Source organism: Xanthomonas sp. D-109 (assembly GCF_017746095.1).
GTDB classification, from domain to species: domain Bacteria; phylum Pseudomonadota; class Gammaproteobacteria; order Xanthomonadales; family Xanthomonadaceae; genus Xanthomonas_A; species Xanthomonas_A sacchari.
On record NZ_JAGHWV010000006.1, the window covers coordinates 21748 to 38658 of the forward strand.

12 protein-coding genes are annotated in these 16911 nt (G+C 73.2%); 6 read left to right on the forward strand and 6 right to left on the reverse strand.

Annotation, left to right across the window (positions count from 1 at the left end):
* The first annotated feature begins 41 nt into the window (after positions 1-41).
* Entirely contained in the window at positions 42-1931 is a 1890-nt protein-coding gene (locus tag J7357_RS06310) for a S8 family serine peptidase (RefSeq protein WP_209245449.1), read from the forward strand.
* Positions 1932-2222: 291 nt separating this feature from the next.
* On the opposite strand, the gene J7357_RS06315 is transcribed toward J7357_RS06310, so the two are convergent.
* Positions 2223-5540, reverse strand: a complete 3318-nt coding sequence (locus J7357_RS06315; RefSeq protein WP_209245450.1) for an ankyrin repeat domain-containing protein — start codon at positions 5538-5540, stop codon at positions 2223-2225.
* Positions 5533-5793 (reverse strand): YcgL domain-containing protein, encoded by a 261-nt coding sequence (locus tag J7357_RS06320; RefSeq protein ID WP_209245451.1) that lies wholly within the window; start codon positions 5791-5793, stop codon positions 5533-5535. The genes J7357_RS06315 and J7357_RS06320 overlap by 8 nt, the downstream gene beginning before the upstream one ends.
* A gap of 217 nt (positions 5794-6010) precedes the next feature.
* Between J7357_RS06320 and J7357_RS06325 the strand changes: the two genes are divergently transcribed.
* From J7357_RS06325 to J7357_RS06345, 5 genes are all read left to right on the forward strand, one after another.
* Positions 6011-7210: a beta-ketoacyl-[acyl-carrier-protein] synthase family protein gene (locus J7357_RS06325; protein ID WP_209245644.1), complete on the forward strand. Its 1200-nt coding sequence runs from the start codon at positions 6011-6013 to the stop codon at positions 7208-7210.
* Between the two features lie 8 nt (positions 7211-7218).
* Positions 7219-7995 (forward strand): beta-ketoacyl synthase chain length factor, encoded by a 777-nt coding sequence (locus tag J7357_RS06330; RefSeq protein ID WP_209245645.1) that lies wholly within the window; start codon positions 7219-7221, stop codon positions 7993-7995.
* Positions 7992-8813, forward strand: a complete 822-nt coding sequence (locus J7357_RS06335) for a glycosyltransferase family 2 protein (RefSeq protein WP_209245452.1) — start codon at positions 7992-7994, stop codon at positions 8811-8813. The genes J7357_RS06330 and J7357_RS06335 overlap by 4 nt, the downstream gene beginning before the upstream one ends.
* Positions 8810-10435, forward strand: a complete 1626-nt coding sequence (locus J7357_RS06340; RefSeq protein WP_209245453.1) for a tryptophan 7-halogenase — start codon at positions 8810-8812, stop codon at positions 10433-10435. The genes J7357_RS06335 and J7357_RS06340 overlap by 4 nt, the downstream gene beginning before the upstream one ends.
* A 206-nt stretch (positions 10436-10641) precedes the next feature.
* The gene (locus tag J7357_RS06345; RefSeq protein ID WP_209245454.1) at positions 10642-12318 is read left to right on the forward strand and encodes a tannase/feruloyl esterase family alpha/beta hydrolase; all 1677 of its coding nucleotides are present in this window, start codon (positions 10642-10644) and stop codon (positions 12316-12318) included.
* Between the two features lie 52 nt (positions 12319-12370).
* Here the strand turns inward: J7357_RS06345 and fabG are convergent, their stop codons facing one another.
* From fabG to J7357_RS06365, 4 genes are all read right to left on the reverse strand, one after another.
* On the reverse strand, positions 12371-13108 hold the full coding sequence (gene fabG, locus J7357_RS06350; RefSeq protein ID WP_209245455.1) for a 3-oxoacyl-ACP reductase FabG: 738 nt from the start codon (positions 13106-13108) through the stop codon (positions 12371-12373).
* A 185-nt stretch (positions 13109-13293) separates the two neighbouring features.
* On the reverse strand, positions 13294-14010 hold the full coding sequence (locus J7357_RS06355; protein ID WP_209245456.1) for an MgtC/SapB family protein: 717 nt from the start codon (positions 14008-14010) through the stop codon (positions 13294-13296).
* 97 nt (positions 14011-14107) lie between these two features.
* Positions 14108-14542 (reverse strand): phosphotransferase, encoded by a 435-nt coding sequence (locus J7357_RS06360; protein WP_209245646.1) that lies wholly within the window; start codon positions 14540-14542, stop codon positions 14108-14110.
* A 4-nt stretch (positions 14543-14546) separates the two neighbouring features.
* A complete protein-coding gene (locus J7357_RS06365) occupies positions 14547-16904 on the reverse strand; it encodes an MMPL family transporter (RefSeq protein WP_209245457.1) in 2358 nt (785 codons plus the stop codon).
* Between the last annotated feature and the right edge of the window lie 7 nt (positions 16905-16911).

Genomic DNA, 16911 nt, shown 5'->3' on the forward strand with positions numbered 1-16911 from the left:
GCCGTTTTCTTCCTATCACCTCTTTTTTCCAGGATCTGCAGATGATGTCTTCCAACACGCTCGCCGCTGCCCTCGCCGCCGTCCTGTTCGCCGCTGGCGCGCAGGCGGCCACTCCCACCATCGGCCTGGGCCGCGTGCAGGGCCCGGTGCCGCAATCGGCCACCCCCAACGACCTGGGCCAGCGCTTCATCGTGAAGACCCGCGACGGCGGCACCCAGGCGCGCAGCCTGCTCGCCACCACCCTCAGCAGCGCGGTGGCACGCAGCGGCATGCAGCGCGCGCAGATCGCCAGCGACGGCCTGACCGTACGCAGCGCCGTCAGCGCCAAGGTGCTGCGCGACATGGCGGTGCCGGGCTGGCACGTGGTGCAGACCTCGCGCCACCTCAGCGACAGCGAGCGCACCGCCTTCATCAACGAACTGAAGGCCGACCCGTCGGTGGTGTCGGTGCAGGTCGACCGCCTGTACCAGCGCCTGGACGAAGCCAGCGTGCGCCTGCCGGCCGCCGTCGCGGCCGCCGCCTCCACCACCCCCAACGATCCGGCCTACGCCAAGTTGCAGTGGAATTTCCACGACCCGGTCGGCGGGGTGAATGCCGAGCAGGGCTGGACCCGCTCCACCGGCAAGGGCGTGGTGGTGGCGGTGGTCGACACCGGCGTGGCGCAGAACAATCCGGACCTGGCCGCCAACGTGCTGCCCGGCTACGACATGATCACCGACCACCGCGTCTCGCGCCGCGACACCGACGGCCGCGTGGCCGGCGGCTACGATCTGGGCGACTGGGTCGAGGCCGACTACTGCAACGCCCTGGGCGGCTCCGGCAACGCCCCGGAGCCGAGCTCGTGGCACGGCAGCCACGTCTCCGGCACCATCGCCCAGGTCACCAACAACAACCTGGCCACCGCCGGCCTGGCCTACGACGCGAAGATCCTGCCGGTGCGCGTGCTCGGCTCCTGCGGCGGCTTCGGCAGCGACATCACCGACGGCATGCTGTGGGCCGCCGGCCTGCCAGTCGCCGGCCTGCCGACCAACCCGAACCCGGCCGAGGTGATCAACATGAGCCTGGGCAGCAGTTCCCCGGACACCTGCCCGCAGATCTACCAGGACGCGATCGACCAGATCAACGCCAAGGGCACGATCATCGTGGTCGCCGCCGGCAACTCCAACGCCAACGCCGCCACGTACACCATGTCCTCCTGCAACGGCGTGATCAGCGTGGGCGCCTCGCGCATCAACGGCGGCCGCGCGAGCTATTCCAACTACGGCACCCGCGTGGACATCGCCGCGCCGGGCGGCGGCGGCGACATCGACGGCAACCCCGGCGGCTACATCTTCCAGGTGATCAACGGCGGCTCGCAGAGCCCGACCAGCGACTGGCAGATCGGCGGCATGGCCGGCACCTCGATGGCCTCCCCGCACGTGGCCGCCGCGGTGGCGCTGGTGCAGAGCGTGGCCACCACCCCGTTCAGCTGGACCGGCATGCGCGACCTGCTGCGCGCCAGCGCACGGCCGTTCCCGGTGGCGATCCCCACCAGCACGCCGATCGGCGCCGGCATCCTGGACGTGGACATGCTGCTGCAGATGGCCACCACCCCGCCATGCAATCCGTCGGACAGCACCTGTGTGCCGCCGACCAAGACCCTGGTCAACAAGGTGGAGATGCGCGGCCTCGGCAGCCAGGGCGGCGACGCGCTGTACAGCTTCCAGGCCGCCGCCGGCACCGTGGTCAGCTTCATGACCTTCGGCGGCAACGGCAACGTGGCGATGTACGTGTCGGCGGGCAAGGTGCCGACCAGCAGCACCTACGACGCGCGCTCCACCCGTGCCGGCACCACCACCCAGACGGTGCGCCTCACCCCGTCCAGCGCCACGACCTACTACGTGCGCCTGAGCGGCAGCTACAGCGGCCTGACCGTGGTCGCACGGCAGTAACGCGACCGCGCGGCGGCGCCGTTCGCCGCCGCGCCACGTGCGCGGGAGGAGCCCCTCCCGCCGCGGTTCCGAAAGCAGCGATGTGCCTACCATGACGCAGTTCGCCCGCCTTCCGGCGGGCATTTTTTTCGGCGCTGCGGTGCACCGCGATGCCGCAAGCCTTTCTCCCATCGGAGGAGTGGGCGGAGCGAGGGTGCGGTACGAGGCGCGGGGCGATGGGCGGCGAGGGGCTTCGCCCTACCCTCATCCGGCCCTTTGGGCCACCTTCTCCCGGTGGGAGAAGGAAGAGCGCTAGCGGCTTTCGCGCAGGAACCGCGCCATCGACGACACGCCCGGCAGCGCCGGCTGGAACTGCCCGGCGACGTCGACGAAGCCGCGCATCACCGCGATCTCGCGCGGGGTGCGGTTCAAGGTATCGCGCAGTTCCGGATCGGCGCCAGCGCGCAGCAGGCGCTGCACCAGCAGCGGCAGGCCGTGCAGCGCGGCCAGGTGCAGCGGGCCGAAGCCGCGCGGATCCTGCACCTCCAGGCTGACCTCCTCGTCGAGCAGGCGCTCCACGCCGGCCAGCACCACCGGCTCCTCGCAGGCCGTGCCCGGTTCGGCGCGCGCGCCCAGCAGCAACAGCAACGGCGTGACCCCACCGGCGGAACCGCGATCGGCCTCGGCGCCGGCCAGCAGCAAGGTGTCCAGCAACGCCAGCAAACGGGTCTTGTCGCGCGCGGTGAAGCCGTACAGCGCCGCGCAATGCAGCGGCGCCAGTTGCTGCGCGTCGCCGGCATGCACGTCGGCACCGGCGGCCAGCAGCCGCGCGGCGATGTCCGGCAGGCCCAGCGCGCAGGCCAGCATCAGCACGGTGACCCCGCCGGGCAGGCGGTGTTCGATCTGCGCACCGGCCTGCAGCAACGCCGCGACGATCTCGGTCTGGCGCATGCTCACCGCCGCCGACAGCGGCGTGGCGCCGCTGGCCGCGGCGTGCTGCAGATCGGCGCCGCGCGCCAGCAGCAGCTTCACCGCCTCGGCATGGCCGCCACCGGCGGCACGCAGCAACGCGGTGCAGCCCTGCGCGTCCACCGCATCCACCGGCAGGCCGAGGTCGATCAGGCGGCGGATCGCCTCGGCGTCGCCGACCATCGCCGCGGCCGGCACGTCGGCCTCGCGCAGCGGGCGCCGCGGCAGCGGCCAGGTGCGCCAGTCGAGCCAGTCGGCCAGGTCGCGGCGGCCGCTGGCCAGGGCCACGCCGAGCGGGGTCTGGCCGTCGGCGGCGCGTGCGTCCGGCGAGGCGCCCTGCAGGATCAGCAGTTTCAGCGAGGCCTCGCGGCCCAGCGCGGCGGCCAGGTGCAGCGCGGTCATGCCATGGCTGTCGCGCGCCTCGCGGTCGGCGCCGCGCTCGAGCAACTGCAGTTGCAGGCGCAACCAGCCCAGCCGCACCGCCAGCGACAGCGGCGGATCGCCGGCCGGCGACGGCGCGAACGGATCGGCGCCGCGCTCGAGCAGTTCCAGCGCGAACTGTTCCAGCGCGCGCGAGGCGTGATCGTGCTGGGCGCAGGCGGCCAGCAGCCGGGTCAGGCCGCCGCGGCCGGCCGGCGACACGCCGTGGCGCAGCATCGCCTGCAGGCTGGGTACCGCCTCCACGCCGCGCGAGAGCAGCGCGAACATCGGGGTGTCGCCGCAGGCATCGAGCACTTCCGGCGCGGCGCCGTGCGCCAGCAGCCAGTCCACCGCCTGCGCGTTCAGCGCCAGCGGCGCATCGTGCAGCAGCGCGCCCAGTTCCTCGGGCGCACACAGCCGCGCCAGCGCGGCCAGGCCCTCGCGCGGCTGGCCCAGTTGCAGGCCTTCGCGCAGCAGTTCCAGCGGCGGCCGGTCGGGCAGGCCGGCCGGGCCGCTCTCGCCCTGGCCGTCGCTGACCGCGGCCGGCAGCGGATAGTCCGGGTCCAGCGCGGACACGATCGCCCAGCGTCCGGCCTCGGCGGCCAGGTCGACGGCGCGGCGGCCGCTCTGGTCCGGCTGCGCCGGCGCCACGCCCAGGTCCAGCAGGCGCCGGATCAGGCCGGGGGCGACGTGGTCGGCAGTGCAGGCCAGCAGGATCGCGTTGCGGCCGTCGCCGTCGACCGCGGTCAGGTCCGGCTTGTGCGGCAGCAGCCGTTCCAGCACCGCCACGCGGCCGTGGCGAGCGGCTTCCAGCCACGGCGTGCGGCCCAGCGCGTCTCGCGCTTCCAGATTGGCGCCGGCGCCGAGCAGGGCCTGCACGATCTCCACGTGGCCGGCCTGCGCCGCCTCGTGCAGCGCGCTGCGGCGCTGGCGATCGCGTGCGTCGACCCGCGCCTTGTGCTTGAGCAGCAACTGCACGCCGGCCGGATCGTCTTCCTCGGTACCGGCGGCGGCCAGCAGCACCGGGCTGGCCTCGGCCGGCTCCGGCTTGGCGCCGCGCTCAAGCAGGAACTTGGCCATGCGCCAGTTGCCGACCTGGCAGGCCACCGCCAGCGGGGTCAGGCCGTCGCGGTTGGCCGCGTCCAGTTCGGCGGCGGCGTCGCGCAGCAGTGCGGCCACGCCCGGATCGGAACTGCGTGCGGCGTGATGCAGCGGGGTGTTGCCGTCGCCGTCGCTGGCGCGCGGGTCGGCGCCGTTGGCGAGCAGGGTCATCACCGCCTCCGGGCGGCCATGCCAGCTGTCGCGGGTGGCGGCCAGCAGCGGGGTCATGCCCAGGTGCGGGCGATTGACGTCGACCCCGCGCACGATCAGTTCGCGCAGCAGGCGCAGGTCCGGCAATACCGCGGCCAGCACCGGCAGGCTGCGTTGGTCGCGCCACTCGGCGGCGGGCAGCGCGTGCGGATCGGCGCCGGCCTGCAGCAACTGCAGCGCGCGATCGACGCGGCCGCCGCGGGCGGCGTCGTACAGCGCCGCATGCAGTTCGTCCTGCGCCGGCGGCGGCTCGTCGGCGCGCGGCGCGGTGTTGGCGCTCAGTTCGGCGAACAGGTCGGCCGAGGACACCGGCGGGGTCAGCGCCTGCGGCGGGGCCACCCGTTGCAGGCCGGCGTGCAGCAGCGGCGACAGCAGGGCGTAGGCCAGCGCCAGCGGCCAGCGCGCGGCGTCGGCGAGCAGCCCCGGCCAGGCCAGCACCACGCCGAGCCCGGCCAGCACCAGCACCAGCGCGGCCACCGCCAGCCCGCGCCAGGCCTGCACGTCCTGCTGCGCCAGCGCGTGCCAGCGCGCGCCCAGCGCGCCGCCCTCGGCATCGCTGCCGTGCCACAGCGGCCAGGTCCGCCACAGCCCGAGCAGGGCCGCGCTGGCGGCCACGCTCAGCGCCAGCGCCGCGGCCAGGCTGCCGCTGTCGTGCAGCGCCGCCAGCGGCCAGGCCACCAGCACCGCGACCAGCGCCATGCCGCCGGCCCACAGCACCAGCAGCGGCGCGGCTGCACCGACCAAGTCGCGCGCCGCGCGCGGACGCGGCCGGCTGCCGCGCTGCCAGGACAGCGCCAGGGCGAACGCCGGCTGCGCCAGCCAGGCGCCCAGCGCGGCGGCCAGCGGGCCGAATCCGGCGGCCAGCGCCAGCACCGCGCCGAGCGCGGCGGCGAGCATCGGCGCACGCGCGCGGAGAAAGGAGTCAGTCATCGTGTCGATCGGTGATGCCGGGCAGGGACGGCGGCAATTGCAGATGGAAGCCGCAGCCGGCGAGGTTGGCGCGCACCGCGGCCGGATCGGCACGGGCCAGTTTGCGTTCGGCGGTCAGCGCCACTTCGAGCACGAACGCCAGCGGCTGCAGCGACGCCAGCAGCGCCGGCGGCAGACGGCCGAAGTCGTCGCGGGCGGCGAGATACAGATAGGTGTCCGGCTTGCGTTGGCTTTTGTAGACGTAGGCTTGCATGCCCGTGGCGTGCGCCTGGCGTGGAAAGGCAAGCGATTGTGGAGGAAATGCGCCAGCGGCGAAAGCGCACGCCGGCCCTGCGCTGAACGGATCCAGGGCGGCGCGCCATTCACGTTCGCCTCGTTGGCGGTTCACGGCATCACCGAATGCGTCGATATACTGCGGTGATTGTCCTTGTATGGAAGACCGCGTGACCGAAGCGTCCTCGTCGCCCCGGATGGCCCCGGTGGCCATCCGCGCCTACACCGCGACCAACGCGCTCGGCAGCGGGCTGCAGGCCCAGGCCGCGGCGCTGCGCGAGGGCCGCAGCGGCCTGCGTCGCAACGATTTCGGCCCGCAACCGCTGGAATGCTGGATCGGCCGGGTGGACGCGCTGGAGACCGCGGCGCTGCCGGACGCCCTGGCCGCCTGGGAATGCCGCAACAACCGTCTGGCCTGGCTGGCGCTGCAGCAGGACGGCATGGCCGCCGCCGTGGCCGCCGCGGCGCAGCGGCACGGCGCCGAGCGGGTGGCGGTGGTGATGGGCACCTCCACCTCCAGCATCGGCGCCAGCGAGGAAGCCTACACCCGGCTCGAGCACGACGCGGACGGCCCGCGCATGCCCGCCGACCTGGACCGGCCGATCGTGCACACCCCGCATTCGCTCGGCGATTTCGTGCGTGCCGCCACCGGCCTGCGCGGCCCCTGCATCACTGTCGCCACCGCCTGCTCGTCCAGCGCCAAGGTGTTCGCCCAGGCGGCGCGGCTGATCGCCGCCGGCGTGGTCGATGCGGCGCTGGTCGGCGGCGTGGACACGCTGTGCGGCAGCGTGCTGTTCGGCTTCAACTCGCTGCAGGTGGTGTCGCCGGAGCCGTGCCGGCCGTTCGACGTGCGCCGGGTCGGGCTGTCGCTGGGCGAGGCCGGCGGCTACGCGCTGCTGGAACGCGCCGATGCCGTCGACGCGCCGCCGGCGCAGGCACTGCTGTGCGGCTACGGCGAATCCAGCGACGCGCACCACATGTCCGCGCCGCATCCGCAGGGCCTGGGCGCCGGCCTGGCGATGCGCGGTGCGCTGCAGCGCGCCGGCGTGGACCCGGCCGAGATCGGGTACCTGAACCTGCACGGCACCGCGACCCCGGCCAACGACAGCGTCGAGGCCGCCGCGGTGGCGGCGCTGTTCCCGCCGACCCTGCACGCCAGTTCGACCAAGGCCTGGACCGGGCACACGCTCGGCGCTGCCGGCATCGTCGAGTCGGTGTTTGCCCTGCTGGCGCTGCGCGACGGCCTGCTGCCCGGCACCCTCAACAGCGAACTGCCCGACCCCGCCTGCGGCCCGCAGATCCGCTTCGCCACCGCCCATGCACAGGTCCGCTACGCGATGAACAACTCCTTCGGCTTCGGCGGCAACAACTGCTCGCTGCTGTTCGGCCGCGCATGAGCACGCCGATGCTGCACGCGACGATCGAAGGCATCGGGTTCTGGGCGCCGGGGCTGCCGTCGTGGACGCTGGCGCAGGCGTTCGCGCGCGGCGAAGGCGCGCCGCTGGAGACACCCGGCCGGCCGTCGCCGCAGTTGCTGGCGCCGAACGAGCGCCGCCGCGCGCCGGACACGGTGGCGGTGTCGCTGGACGCGGCGCTGGCCGCCTGCCAGGACGCCGGCCGCGACCCGGCCACGCTGCCGTCGGTGTTCACCTCCACCCACGGCGACCTGGCGATCACCGACTACATGTGCACCACCCTGGCCAGCGACCCGCTGTCGGTGTCGCCGACCAAGTTCCACAACTCGGTGCACAACGCCGCCGCCGGCTACTGGACCATCGGCGCCGGCGCCACCGCCGCGGCGACCGCGATCAGCGCGCACTCGGGCAGCTTCGCGCAGGGCCTGCTGGAAGCGCTGTCGCAACTGGCCGCGGGCGAGGACGCGGTACTGCTGGTCGGCTACGACAGCCGCTCGGTGGGCGCGCTGGGCCGCATCGCGCGCAGCGAAGGCCTGCTCGGCGGCGCGCTGGTGCTGAGCGCCGGCGCACGCGACGGCAAGCCGCAGTTGCAGGTGCAGTTGCGCGACGGCACCGCCGTGGCCGGCGACGGCCCGCTGGCGCGGCATGCCGCCGGCAACGCGATGGCGCCGATGCTGCCGCTGTTCGATGCGCTGGCGCTGGGCGGCCCGGGCTGCGTGCTCGACGCCGGCGGCGGCCGCTGCCTGCAGGTGGACCTGCGCGCATGAGCCGCACGCCGCTGACCGCCGCCGACGCCGCGATCCTGATTCCGGCCCTCAACGAACGGCTGCGCATCCGCGAGGTGGTCAGCGACGCGCTGGCGCACTGCCCGCGGGTGATCGTGGTCGACGACGGCTCCGACGACGGCACCAGCGACTGCATCGCCGACCTGCCGGTGACCCTGCTGCGCCACCCGCAGCGTCGCGGCAAGGGCGCGGCGCTGCGCAGCGGCTTCGCCGAGGCGCAGCGCCAGGGCGCGCGCGCGGTGATGACCATGGACGGCGACGGCCAGCACAGCGCCGCCGATTTCCCGCGGCTGCTGGCCGCGGCCAACCGCCATCCCGGCTGCGTGATCGTCGGCGCGCGCCTGCGCAAGCGCGCCAGCCAGCCGCCGATCCGCCGCATCGGCAACGATTTCGGCGACTGGGGCATCGCCTGGGGCTGCGGCTTCCGCCTGGTCGACAGCCAGAGCGGCCAGCGCCTGTACCCGCAGTCGGTCTACACCCTGCCCGACGTGCCCGGCGAGGGCTTCGTGTTCGAGGCGCAACTGCTGATCTCCGCGGCGCGCCAGGCCGGCGCGCGGGTGGTGGCGGTGCCGATCGAGACCCGCTACGCCAGCCAGTCCCCCGGCACGTTCCGCAAGAGCCACTTCCGGCTGGTGCGCGATCTGTGGAAGATCACCTCGCACGTGATCGTGCAGGTGTGGACCTACGGGCACGTGGTGCGCGAATACCGACGCACCCGCGCCAATCCGGTGCTGATCGACGACGCCGACGGCACCCTCGACACGGCCCCCCTGGCCGTCGCCAAGGAAAAGACGACATGAAGGCAGCGCAGGCGGATGTGGCGATTCTGGGCGGCGGGCTGGCCGGGCTGACCCTGGCGCTGCAGTTACGCCAGCGCGACCCGCAGCTGCGCATCCACGTGCTGGAACGGCGCGCGCACCCGGTGCGCGAGGCCGCGTTCAAGGTCGGCGAGTCCTCGGTGGAGATCGGCGCGCACTACTTCGCCGAGGTGCTGGGCCTGCGCGAGCACCTGGATGCCGAACAGATCCGCAAGTTCGGCTTCCGCTTCTTCTTCTCCGACCGGCGCGCCGACATCGACCAGTGCACCGAACTGGGCGTGAGCCAGTTGCTGCCCACGCCGTCGTGGCAGATCGACCGCGGCCGCTTCGAGAATTTCCTCGGGCAGCGCGCGCGCGAGATGGGCGTGGAGTTCCTCGACGGCAGCACGGTGCGCGGCGTCGACCTGGCCGAGGACGACGGCGACCATTGCGTGCGCTACAGCCGCGACGGCGCCGACGCCCACCTGCAGGCGCGCTGGGTGATCGATGCCAGCGGCCGCGCCGGCCTGCTCAAGCGCAAGCTCGGGCTGGCCCAGGACAATGCGCACCAGGCCAACGCGGTGTGGTGGCGGGTGGACGGGCTGGTCGATCCCAACGGCTGGTCGCAGGACAGCGCCTGGCTGCAGCGCTGCACGCCGCCGGACCGCTGGCGCTCGACCAACCACATGTGCGGCCCCGGCTACTGGTTCTGGCTGATCCCGCTGTCCTCCGGCGCGCATTCGCTGGGCATCGTCTGCGATGCCGCGATGCATCCGCTGGAAACCATGAACACCCACGCCAAGGCGATGGACTGGCTGCGCACGCACCAGCCGCAGGTGGCCAGCACGCTGGAGCGCAGCGAGCACACGGTGCAGGACTTCCTGTTCCTGCGCGACTTCTCCTACGGCTGCAAGCAGGTGTTCTCGGCACAGCGCTGGGCGCTGACCGGCGAGGCCGGCGTGTTCCTGGATCCGTTCTATTCGCCTGGCAGCGACTTCATCGCGATCAGCAACACCTACATCTGCGAGCTGATCGGGCGCGAGCGCGCCGGGCGCGACATCGCGCCGTATGCCGAGCTGTACCAGCAGTTGTACTTCTCGTTCTACGAGAACACCCTGACCCTCTACCAGGACCAGTACCCGCTGTTCGGCGACGCCCAGGTGATGCCGGTCAAGGTGATCTGGGACTACACCTACTACTGGTCGCTGCTGGCGCCGCTGTACTGCACCGACCGCATCGCCGACCTGGCGGTGCTGGGCCGGCTGCGCCCGGCGCTGCAGCAGGCCAGCGCGCTCAACCTGGGCATGCAGGCGCTGCTGCGCGACTGGGGCGCGGCCAACCGCGCGCAGGCTGCGGCGGTGGCCGACGGGCGGCTGCTGGACCAGTACCTGATCGGCTGGTTCCACGAACTCAACCGCGCGCTGAGCGACCGGCTGGACGACGCCGCGTTCGTCGCCCGCCTGCACGGCAACGTCGCGCGCATGGCGGAACTGGCCGGAGAGATCCTGGCGCGCGCCCGTCAGCAGCATCCGACGCTGGCCGACCACGGCCTGCTGGACGCCTGCCGCGATGCGGCGACGCCGCTGCCGGTGCTGTCGCCCGCCTGGTACGCGGACGCCGCCTGATCCACGCGCAGGGGCATGCCGCCCTGCAACAACGCGCGCTCCGCCCGCCGCCGCGGCACGCCCAGCGGGCGCCTCCATTGCGCGGCACGCGTCACATCGGGCGAATATCGCCCACGCATTCGCGTTTTCGCACGCACCCCGGTTGACGCCCCGCGCCACCGGCGCGACACAGGCCCCCCGCGCCCGGCGCCCCTCAGGAGAACTCCATGCGCTCCACGCTGCTCGCCCTGGCCCTGCCCCTGGCTGCTCTGGCCGCCCCGACCACCGCCCATGCGCAGAAGGCTCCGCGCGCACCGGCCACCCCGGCACCGCTGCAACAATCCTGCGACGCGCTGGCGAGCCGGCTCGCCTACCCCGGCACCCGCTTCACCGCGGTGCACAGCGTGGCTGCCGGCGCCCTGCAGGTGGGTGGCCAGCCGATCGGCGCGCATTGCCAGGTCACCGGCCTGATGCACGAACGCGTCGGCACCGACGGCCAGTCCTATGCGATCGGCTTCGAGATGCGCCTGCCGGCCGCATGGAACGGGCGCTTCTTCTACCAGGCCAACGGCGGCCTGGACGGCAACGTGGTGCCCGCGCTCGGCGACATCGGCGGCGGCGGCCAGCGCGACAACCCGCTGCGCATGGGCTTTGCGGTCATCAGTTCCGATGCCGGGCACAGCAACGCGCAGAACCCGCTGTTCGGCCGCGATCCGCAGGCGCGGCTGGACTACGGCTACCAGGCGGTGCAGGCGCTGACCCCGATGGCCAAGCGCGTGGTGCAGATCGCCTACGGCAAGGCGCCGGACTACAGCTACTTCGGCGGCTGCTCCAACGGCGGCCGCCACGGCATGGTCGCCGCCGCGCGCGACGCGCAGGACTACGACGGCATCCTGGTCGGCGACCCCGGATTCCATTTGCCCAAGGCGGCGATCGCCGACCTGGCCGCGGCCCAGCAACTGGCGGCGCTGGCCGGCGGCAGCGACACGCGCAGCGGCCTGAACGCCGCCGAGCGCAGCCTGGTAGCCGAACGCATCGTCGCCACCTGCGATGCGCTGGACGGGGTGCGCGACGGCATGGTGCAGGACGTGGTCGCCTGCCAGCGCCGCTTCGACCTGAATCGCGACGTCGCCACCTGCGGCAGCGCCGGGCGCACCGGGCAATGCCTGACCCCGGCGCAGAAGCGCGCGCTCGGTGCCATCCACGCCGGCGTGCGCAACAGCGCCGGCACGCCGCTGTACGCGCCCTTCCCCTACGACCCGGGCATCGCCAGCGGCGACTGGGCCGGCTGGCGACAGGACGCCTCGCTGACCCTGGTGCCCGGATCGGTGGCCTTCGGCTTCGTCACCCCGCCGGAGGATCCGGCGGTGCTGCAGGACCTGAAGCGGTATGCGCTGCAGTTCGACATGGACCGCGACGCGCCGAAGATCTTCGCCACGGCCGGCCCCTTCCGCGAATCGGCCTGGTCGTACATGACCCCGCCCAACGAGACCCGGCTGGGCACGCTGAAGGCGCGCGGCGGCAAGCTGCTGGTCTACCACGGCACCGGCGACGGCATCTTCTCCTTCGCCGACACCGCGGCCTGGTACGACCGCCTGCGCACGGCCGACGCCGATGCCGCCAGCTACGCGCGCCTGTTCGCGGTGCCGGCGATGGCCCATTGCGCCGGCGGACCGGCCACCGACCAGTTCGACGCACTGACACCGCTGGTGGCCTGGGTCGAGCAGGGCCAGGCGCCGGACGCGATCGTCGCCAGCGCGCGCGGCAGCGGCAGCGCCGCGCCCAATGCCGAGGTACCGGCAAGCTGGAGCAGCCAGCGCAGCCGCCCGCTGTGCCCGTATCCGCAGGTGGCGCGCTACGTCGGCGGCGACGTGGAGGCGGCGTCCAGCTTCGTCTGCCGCTGAGGGCAGGCCGCCGTTGCGCCGCCGGCATGGCGACGCAACGGCCGCGCGGTCGTCAGCCCATGCCGCCGTTGATGCCGATGACCTGCCCGTTGATGTAGGCGGCCGCGTCCGAACACAGGAAGGCGACCAGCGCGGCCACTTCCTCCGGCTTGCCCGGGCGCCCGGCCGGGACCATCTGCTTGATCGCTTCCGCCGGGAAGGCACTGTCGGCCATCGCGCCCTGGATCACGCCCGGCGCGACCACGTTGACGCTGATGCCGCGGCTGGCCATTTCCCGCGCCAGCGACATGCTGGCGCCATGCAGCGCGGCCTTGGCCGCGGCGTAGTTGGTCTGCCCGCGGTTGCCCAGCACCGCCGCCACCGAGGACACGCTGACGATGCGGCCCCACCGCGTGCGCGCCATCGGCAGCAGCAGCGGCTGGGTGACGTGGAAGAAGCCGTGCAGCGAGACGTCGATGACCTTATGCCACTGCGCCGCACTCATGCCCGCCATCGGCGCATCGTCGTGGATGCCGGCGTTGTTGACCAGCACCTGGATCGGGCCGGCCTCCAGCAACGCCGCCAGCGCCTGCGCGCTGGCCTCGGCGTCGGCCACGTCGAAGGCCACCGCCTCGGCGCTGCCGCCAGCGGCGACGATCGCCTCCACCACCGCCGCGGCGCGTGCGACGTTGGCATTGGCATGCACGATCACGTGCAGGCCCTGCGCGGCCAGGGCACCGCAGATCGCGCCACCGAGATCGCCACTGCCGCCGGTGACCAGGGCGCGGCGCGGGGAAGAGGATGCTGTCATCGGCAAGACTCCGCTGGCGACCGGCATCGGCCGCCGACAAGGGGCCGCCATCGTAGAGCAAACCCGGATGCGTTGCGCCATGCATACGCGCCGCCGCCATTGCCTGGAGGGCGGTGTTGCGCGATCCGACCACCGTGTTGCATCCGCGCGGCGCATGCGGTCGCGCTGCCGCGCCACTGCCGGCCTCAATCGCGGGTGCTGGTTTCCCAGGTCCCGTGTACCACCTCGTCGGTGCGCTGCAGCCGCGCGATCACCGCATCCAGTTCGTCCGGATGCGCCGCGCTGCTGACCAGCGAGGCCACCAGTTCGGTCTGCTCGTCGCCGCGCTCGACCAGGTCCACCGCGCTCACCGGGTAGTGCGCCGCCTCCAGTTCCTCGACCAGGCGCTCGCGCAGTTCCGGCACGGCGGCGGTGGCCACGGTGAGGCGCACCGCATAGTGCATCTCGGTGGCGTGGGCATTGATGGGAATGCGGTTGATCGCGTTGACCAGCGGCCGCAACAAGGTGTTGCCGCCGATCACCATGACCGTGAGCAGTGTGGCCTCGGCCAGCATGTCCGCGCCGGCGCAGCAGCCGACCGCGCCCGAGCACCACAGCGTGGCGGCGGTGTTGAGCCCACGCACATTCATGCCTTCCTTCATGATCACGCCGGCGCCGAGGAAGCCGATGCCGGAGACCACGTAGGAGATCACCCGCACCGCCTCGGCGCTGCCGGCGATGCTCATGCCCAGGTCCACGAACGCCGCCGCGCCCAGCGCCACCAGCACATTGGTGCGCAGGCCGGCGGTGCGCTGGCGGTACTGGCGCTCGGCGCCGATCAGGGTGCCGAGCAGGAACGCCGCCACCAGGCTGACCACCGTGTCCAGGAACGCGGTGGCATGGAAGGTTTCGATGGACCGCATCAACAAGCTCCGTTGTTCCCATCCCGCCGCGATCGACGGTAGCGCCACCTTGCCACAGCCGCACTGCGGCGCGCTTACGCCGGCGGCAGGCGCCGGCTCAGCCGGCTGCGCGCAGCATCACCGTCGCGCGGCCCTCGGCCAGCAGCTGCCCGGCATGGCTGATGCGGAAGGCGTACTGCTGGCTGTCCTCGGCCTGCAGCAGCACCTCGGCCTCGCCTTCGATCGGACCCGGCAGATCCTGCAGTTCGCCGACGTGCAACTGCACCCCGCGCAGCGCCACCAGCATGCCCGGCCGCACCGGCGTGCCGGCGGCACGGCCGAGCAGGCCGCCGTGCACCGCCATCGCCTGCGCGCCGTATTCGCACAGGTGCAGCGCGTGCAGCCGATCGCCGCTGCGCAGCGGATGCGCGGCCTGGCGATGCGCGACGCTGCGCAACAGCACGCGCTGCGCATCCCAGGCCACCACCTCTTCCCACAGGCACATCAGGCCCTGGTGCGGGACCAGGGCGGCGATGGCGTCGCGTCCGTGCAGTGGCTCAGTGTGCATGGCGGTTCTCCTGGGCGTCGCTGGCGGTCTCGCGCGAAATCAGCAGCGCCAGCACGAAATTGAACAACACGCCCAGCGCCACCGTGCTGCCGATCGCGCGCAGCACCGGGATGCTGGAGGCGGCCAGCAGTGCGAACACCAGCAGGGTCATCAGGCTGCACACGATCAGCGCATGCAGGGTGCGCAACTGGTCGGCGCGGTCGTCGCCGGCGTGGTCGAAGAACAGCGCGTAGTCCAGGCCCAGGCCGGCGGCCAGGATCAGCGCGATCAGGTGGAACAGGTTCAGTTCGACCCCGCAGCCGCGCAGGATCGCCAGGATCAGCAGCGTGGTCAGCGCCATCGGCAGCAGCACGCGCACGATGCGCCGCGGCGTGCGCAGCGCGATCGCCACGGTCAGCGCCAGCAGCACCGCGGCCACGCCCAGCGCGGCGAGCACGCGGCCGCGATAGGCCGCGACCAGCGATTCGGAGGCGTCCTTGAGGTCCAGCAGTTGCGCGCCGCTGCCCTGCACCGCGCGCGCCAGTTGCGCCGGATCGCGCAGGCCGGTCAGCGACACCAGCGCGGTGGTGCGGTCCGGGCGCTCCAGCAGCAGGCCGCCGACGGGCGTCGCCAGCGGCGTGCCGTGCAGGTCGCGCGCGGTCAGCAGCGGCGCACTGCGTGCGGCCTGCAGGTCGGCCAGGAACGGCCCGAACGCATCGGCGCGGAACGGCGTGGCGGCGACCGCGGCGGCGGTGATCGCCTGCGCCTGCGCCGGATCGGGCAAGGCGGCCTGGCGCCGACGCTGGGTGGCGGCGCTGGGCAGGTAGCGCGCGGCCATGTCGTAGCCGGCCAGTTCGCCACGCGTCACCAGCGCGTCCAGACGCGGGCGCAGGCGTTCGGACGCGGCCAGCGCGGCCTCGGCCGAGGCCGCCGGCAGCGCCAGCACGTAGCGCACGTCGGGCGCACCCAGTTCCTGGCGCAGGTGCGCGTCGCGGGCCAGGCCGTCGGCCGGCACCGGGGTCAGCTTGGACAGGTCGTTCTGCCAGAACGGCCCTGGCGCGAACACGATGACCGCTGCCGCCAGCAGGGCCAGCGGCAGCAGCGACCAGCGCGGCCGCGGCAGCCGCGCGATGCCGCGCCACAGCCGCTCCAGCATCGGCGAATCGGCATGGTCGCGCGGCGAGGGGTCGATCAGCGCCGGCAGCAGCAGGCGCGTGGTCAGCGCCGCCACCAGCAGGCCGGCGATGGTGAACACCGCCAGCTGACGCAGGCCGTCCACGCCGGAGAACAGGAAGGTGACGTAGGCGATGCAGGTGGAGACCACGCCGGTGGCCAGGGTCGGCCACAGATGGCGGGCGTTCTCGCGCGGATCCAGGCCCGGGCGCTGGTGGCTGAACAGGTGGATCGGGTAGTCCTGCACCACGCCGATCAGGGTGAAGCCGAACGCCACGGTGATGCCGTGCACGCCGTCGAACAGCAAGGCCACTGCGCCCAGCCCGGCCAGGCCGGCGCTGGCCAGCGGCAGCACGCCCAGCACCGGGATCTTCCAGCTGCGGTAGGCCACCAGCAGCAGCACGATCAGCCCCACCGTATCCAGGGTGCCGATCCACTGCGCCTCGTTCTGGGTGCGCCCGCCGATCTCCACCGAGAACGCGCCGGGGCCGGTCAGGGTCAGCTTGCTGCCGGTGCCGGCGCTGACCTTGGCGAAGGCGGCATGGATCGCATCCACCGCGCGCTGCTGGCCGGTGGGGTCGAAGCCGGCCGCGCGGGTCTGCGCCACCAGCAGCGCGTCCTTGCCGGCGCGGTCGAACCACACCCCGTCGCGCTGCTGCGGGCCGCCGGCCGGCTGCAGGCTCTCGGCCAGGTGCAGCACTTCCAGGGTGGGATCGCGCGGCAGCAACGGCTCCACCATCGCCGCCGCCGGCGAGCCCAGGTCCTGCAGCCGTGCCTGCAGCGCATCGCGCAGGGTCGGCGCATCCAGCGGCCTGGCGTCGAAGCTGTCGCTGAGCAGATAGCGGTACGGCAGCAGGCGCGGCGGGATCGCGTCCAGGCCGGCGTCGGCGCCGTTGGCGACCAGTTCGAACACGTCGCGCTGCGCGGCCAGTTCGGCATGCAGCGCCTGCGATTGCCGCGCCAGCGTGGCCGCATCGGCCCCGGACAGCGACATCAGCAGCAGCCGCGAGCCGGGGCCTTCGCCGAGTTCGTCGAGCAGGAGTTTCTGCGCGGGAGTGCGGGCTTCCGGCATGAATTTACGCAGATCACCCGACACCTGCAGCGCATTGCCCAGCCAGATCCCGGCCACGGTCAGCAGCGCCAGCCACAGCAGCGCCAGCGAGATCCGCATCTTCGAACTCAGGGCTCGCTTCATCGCCGCG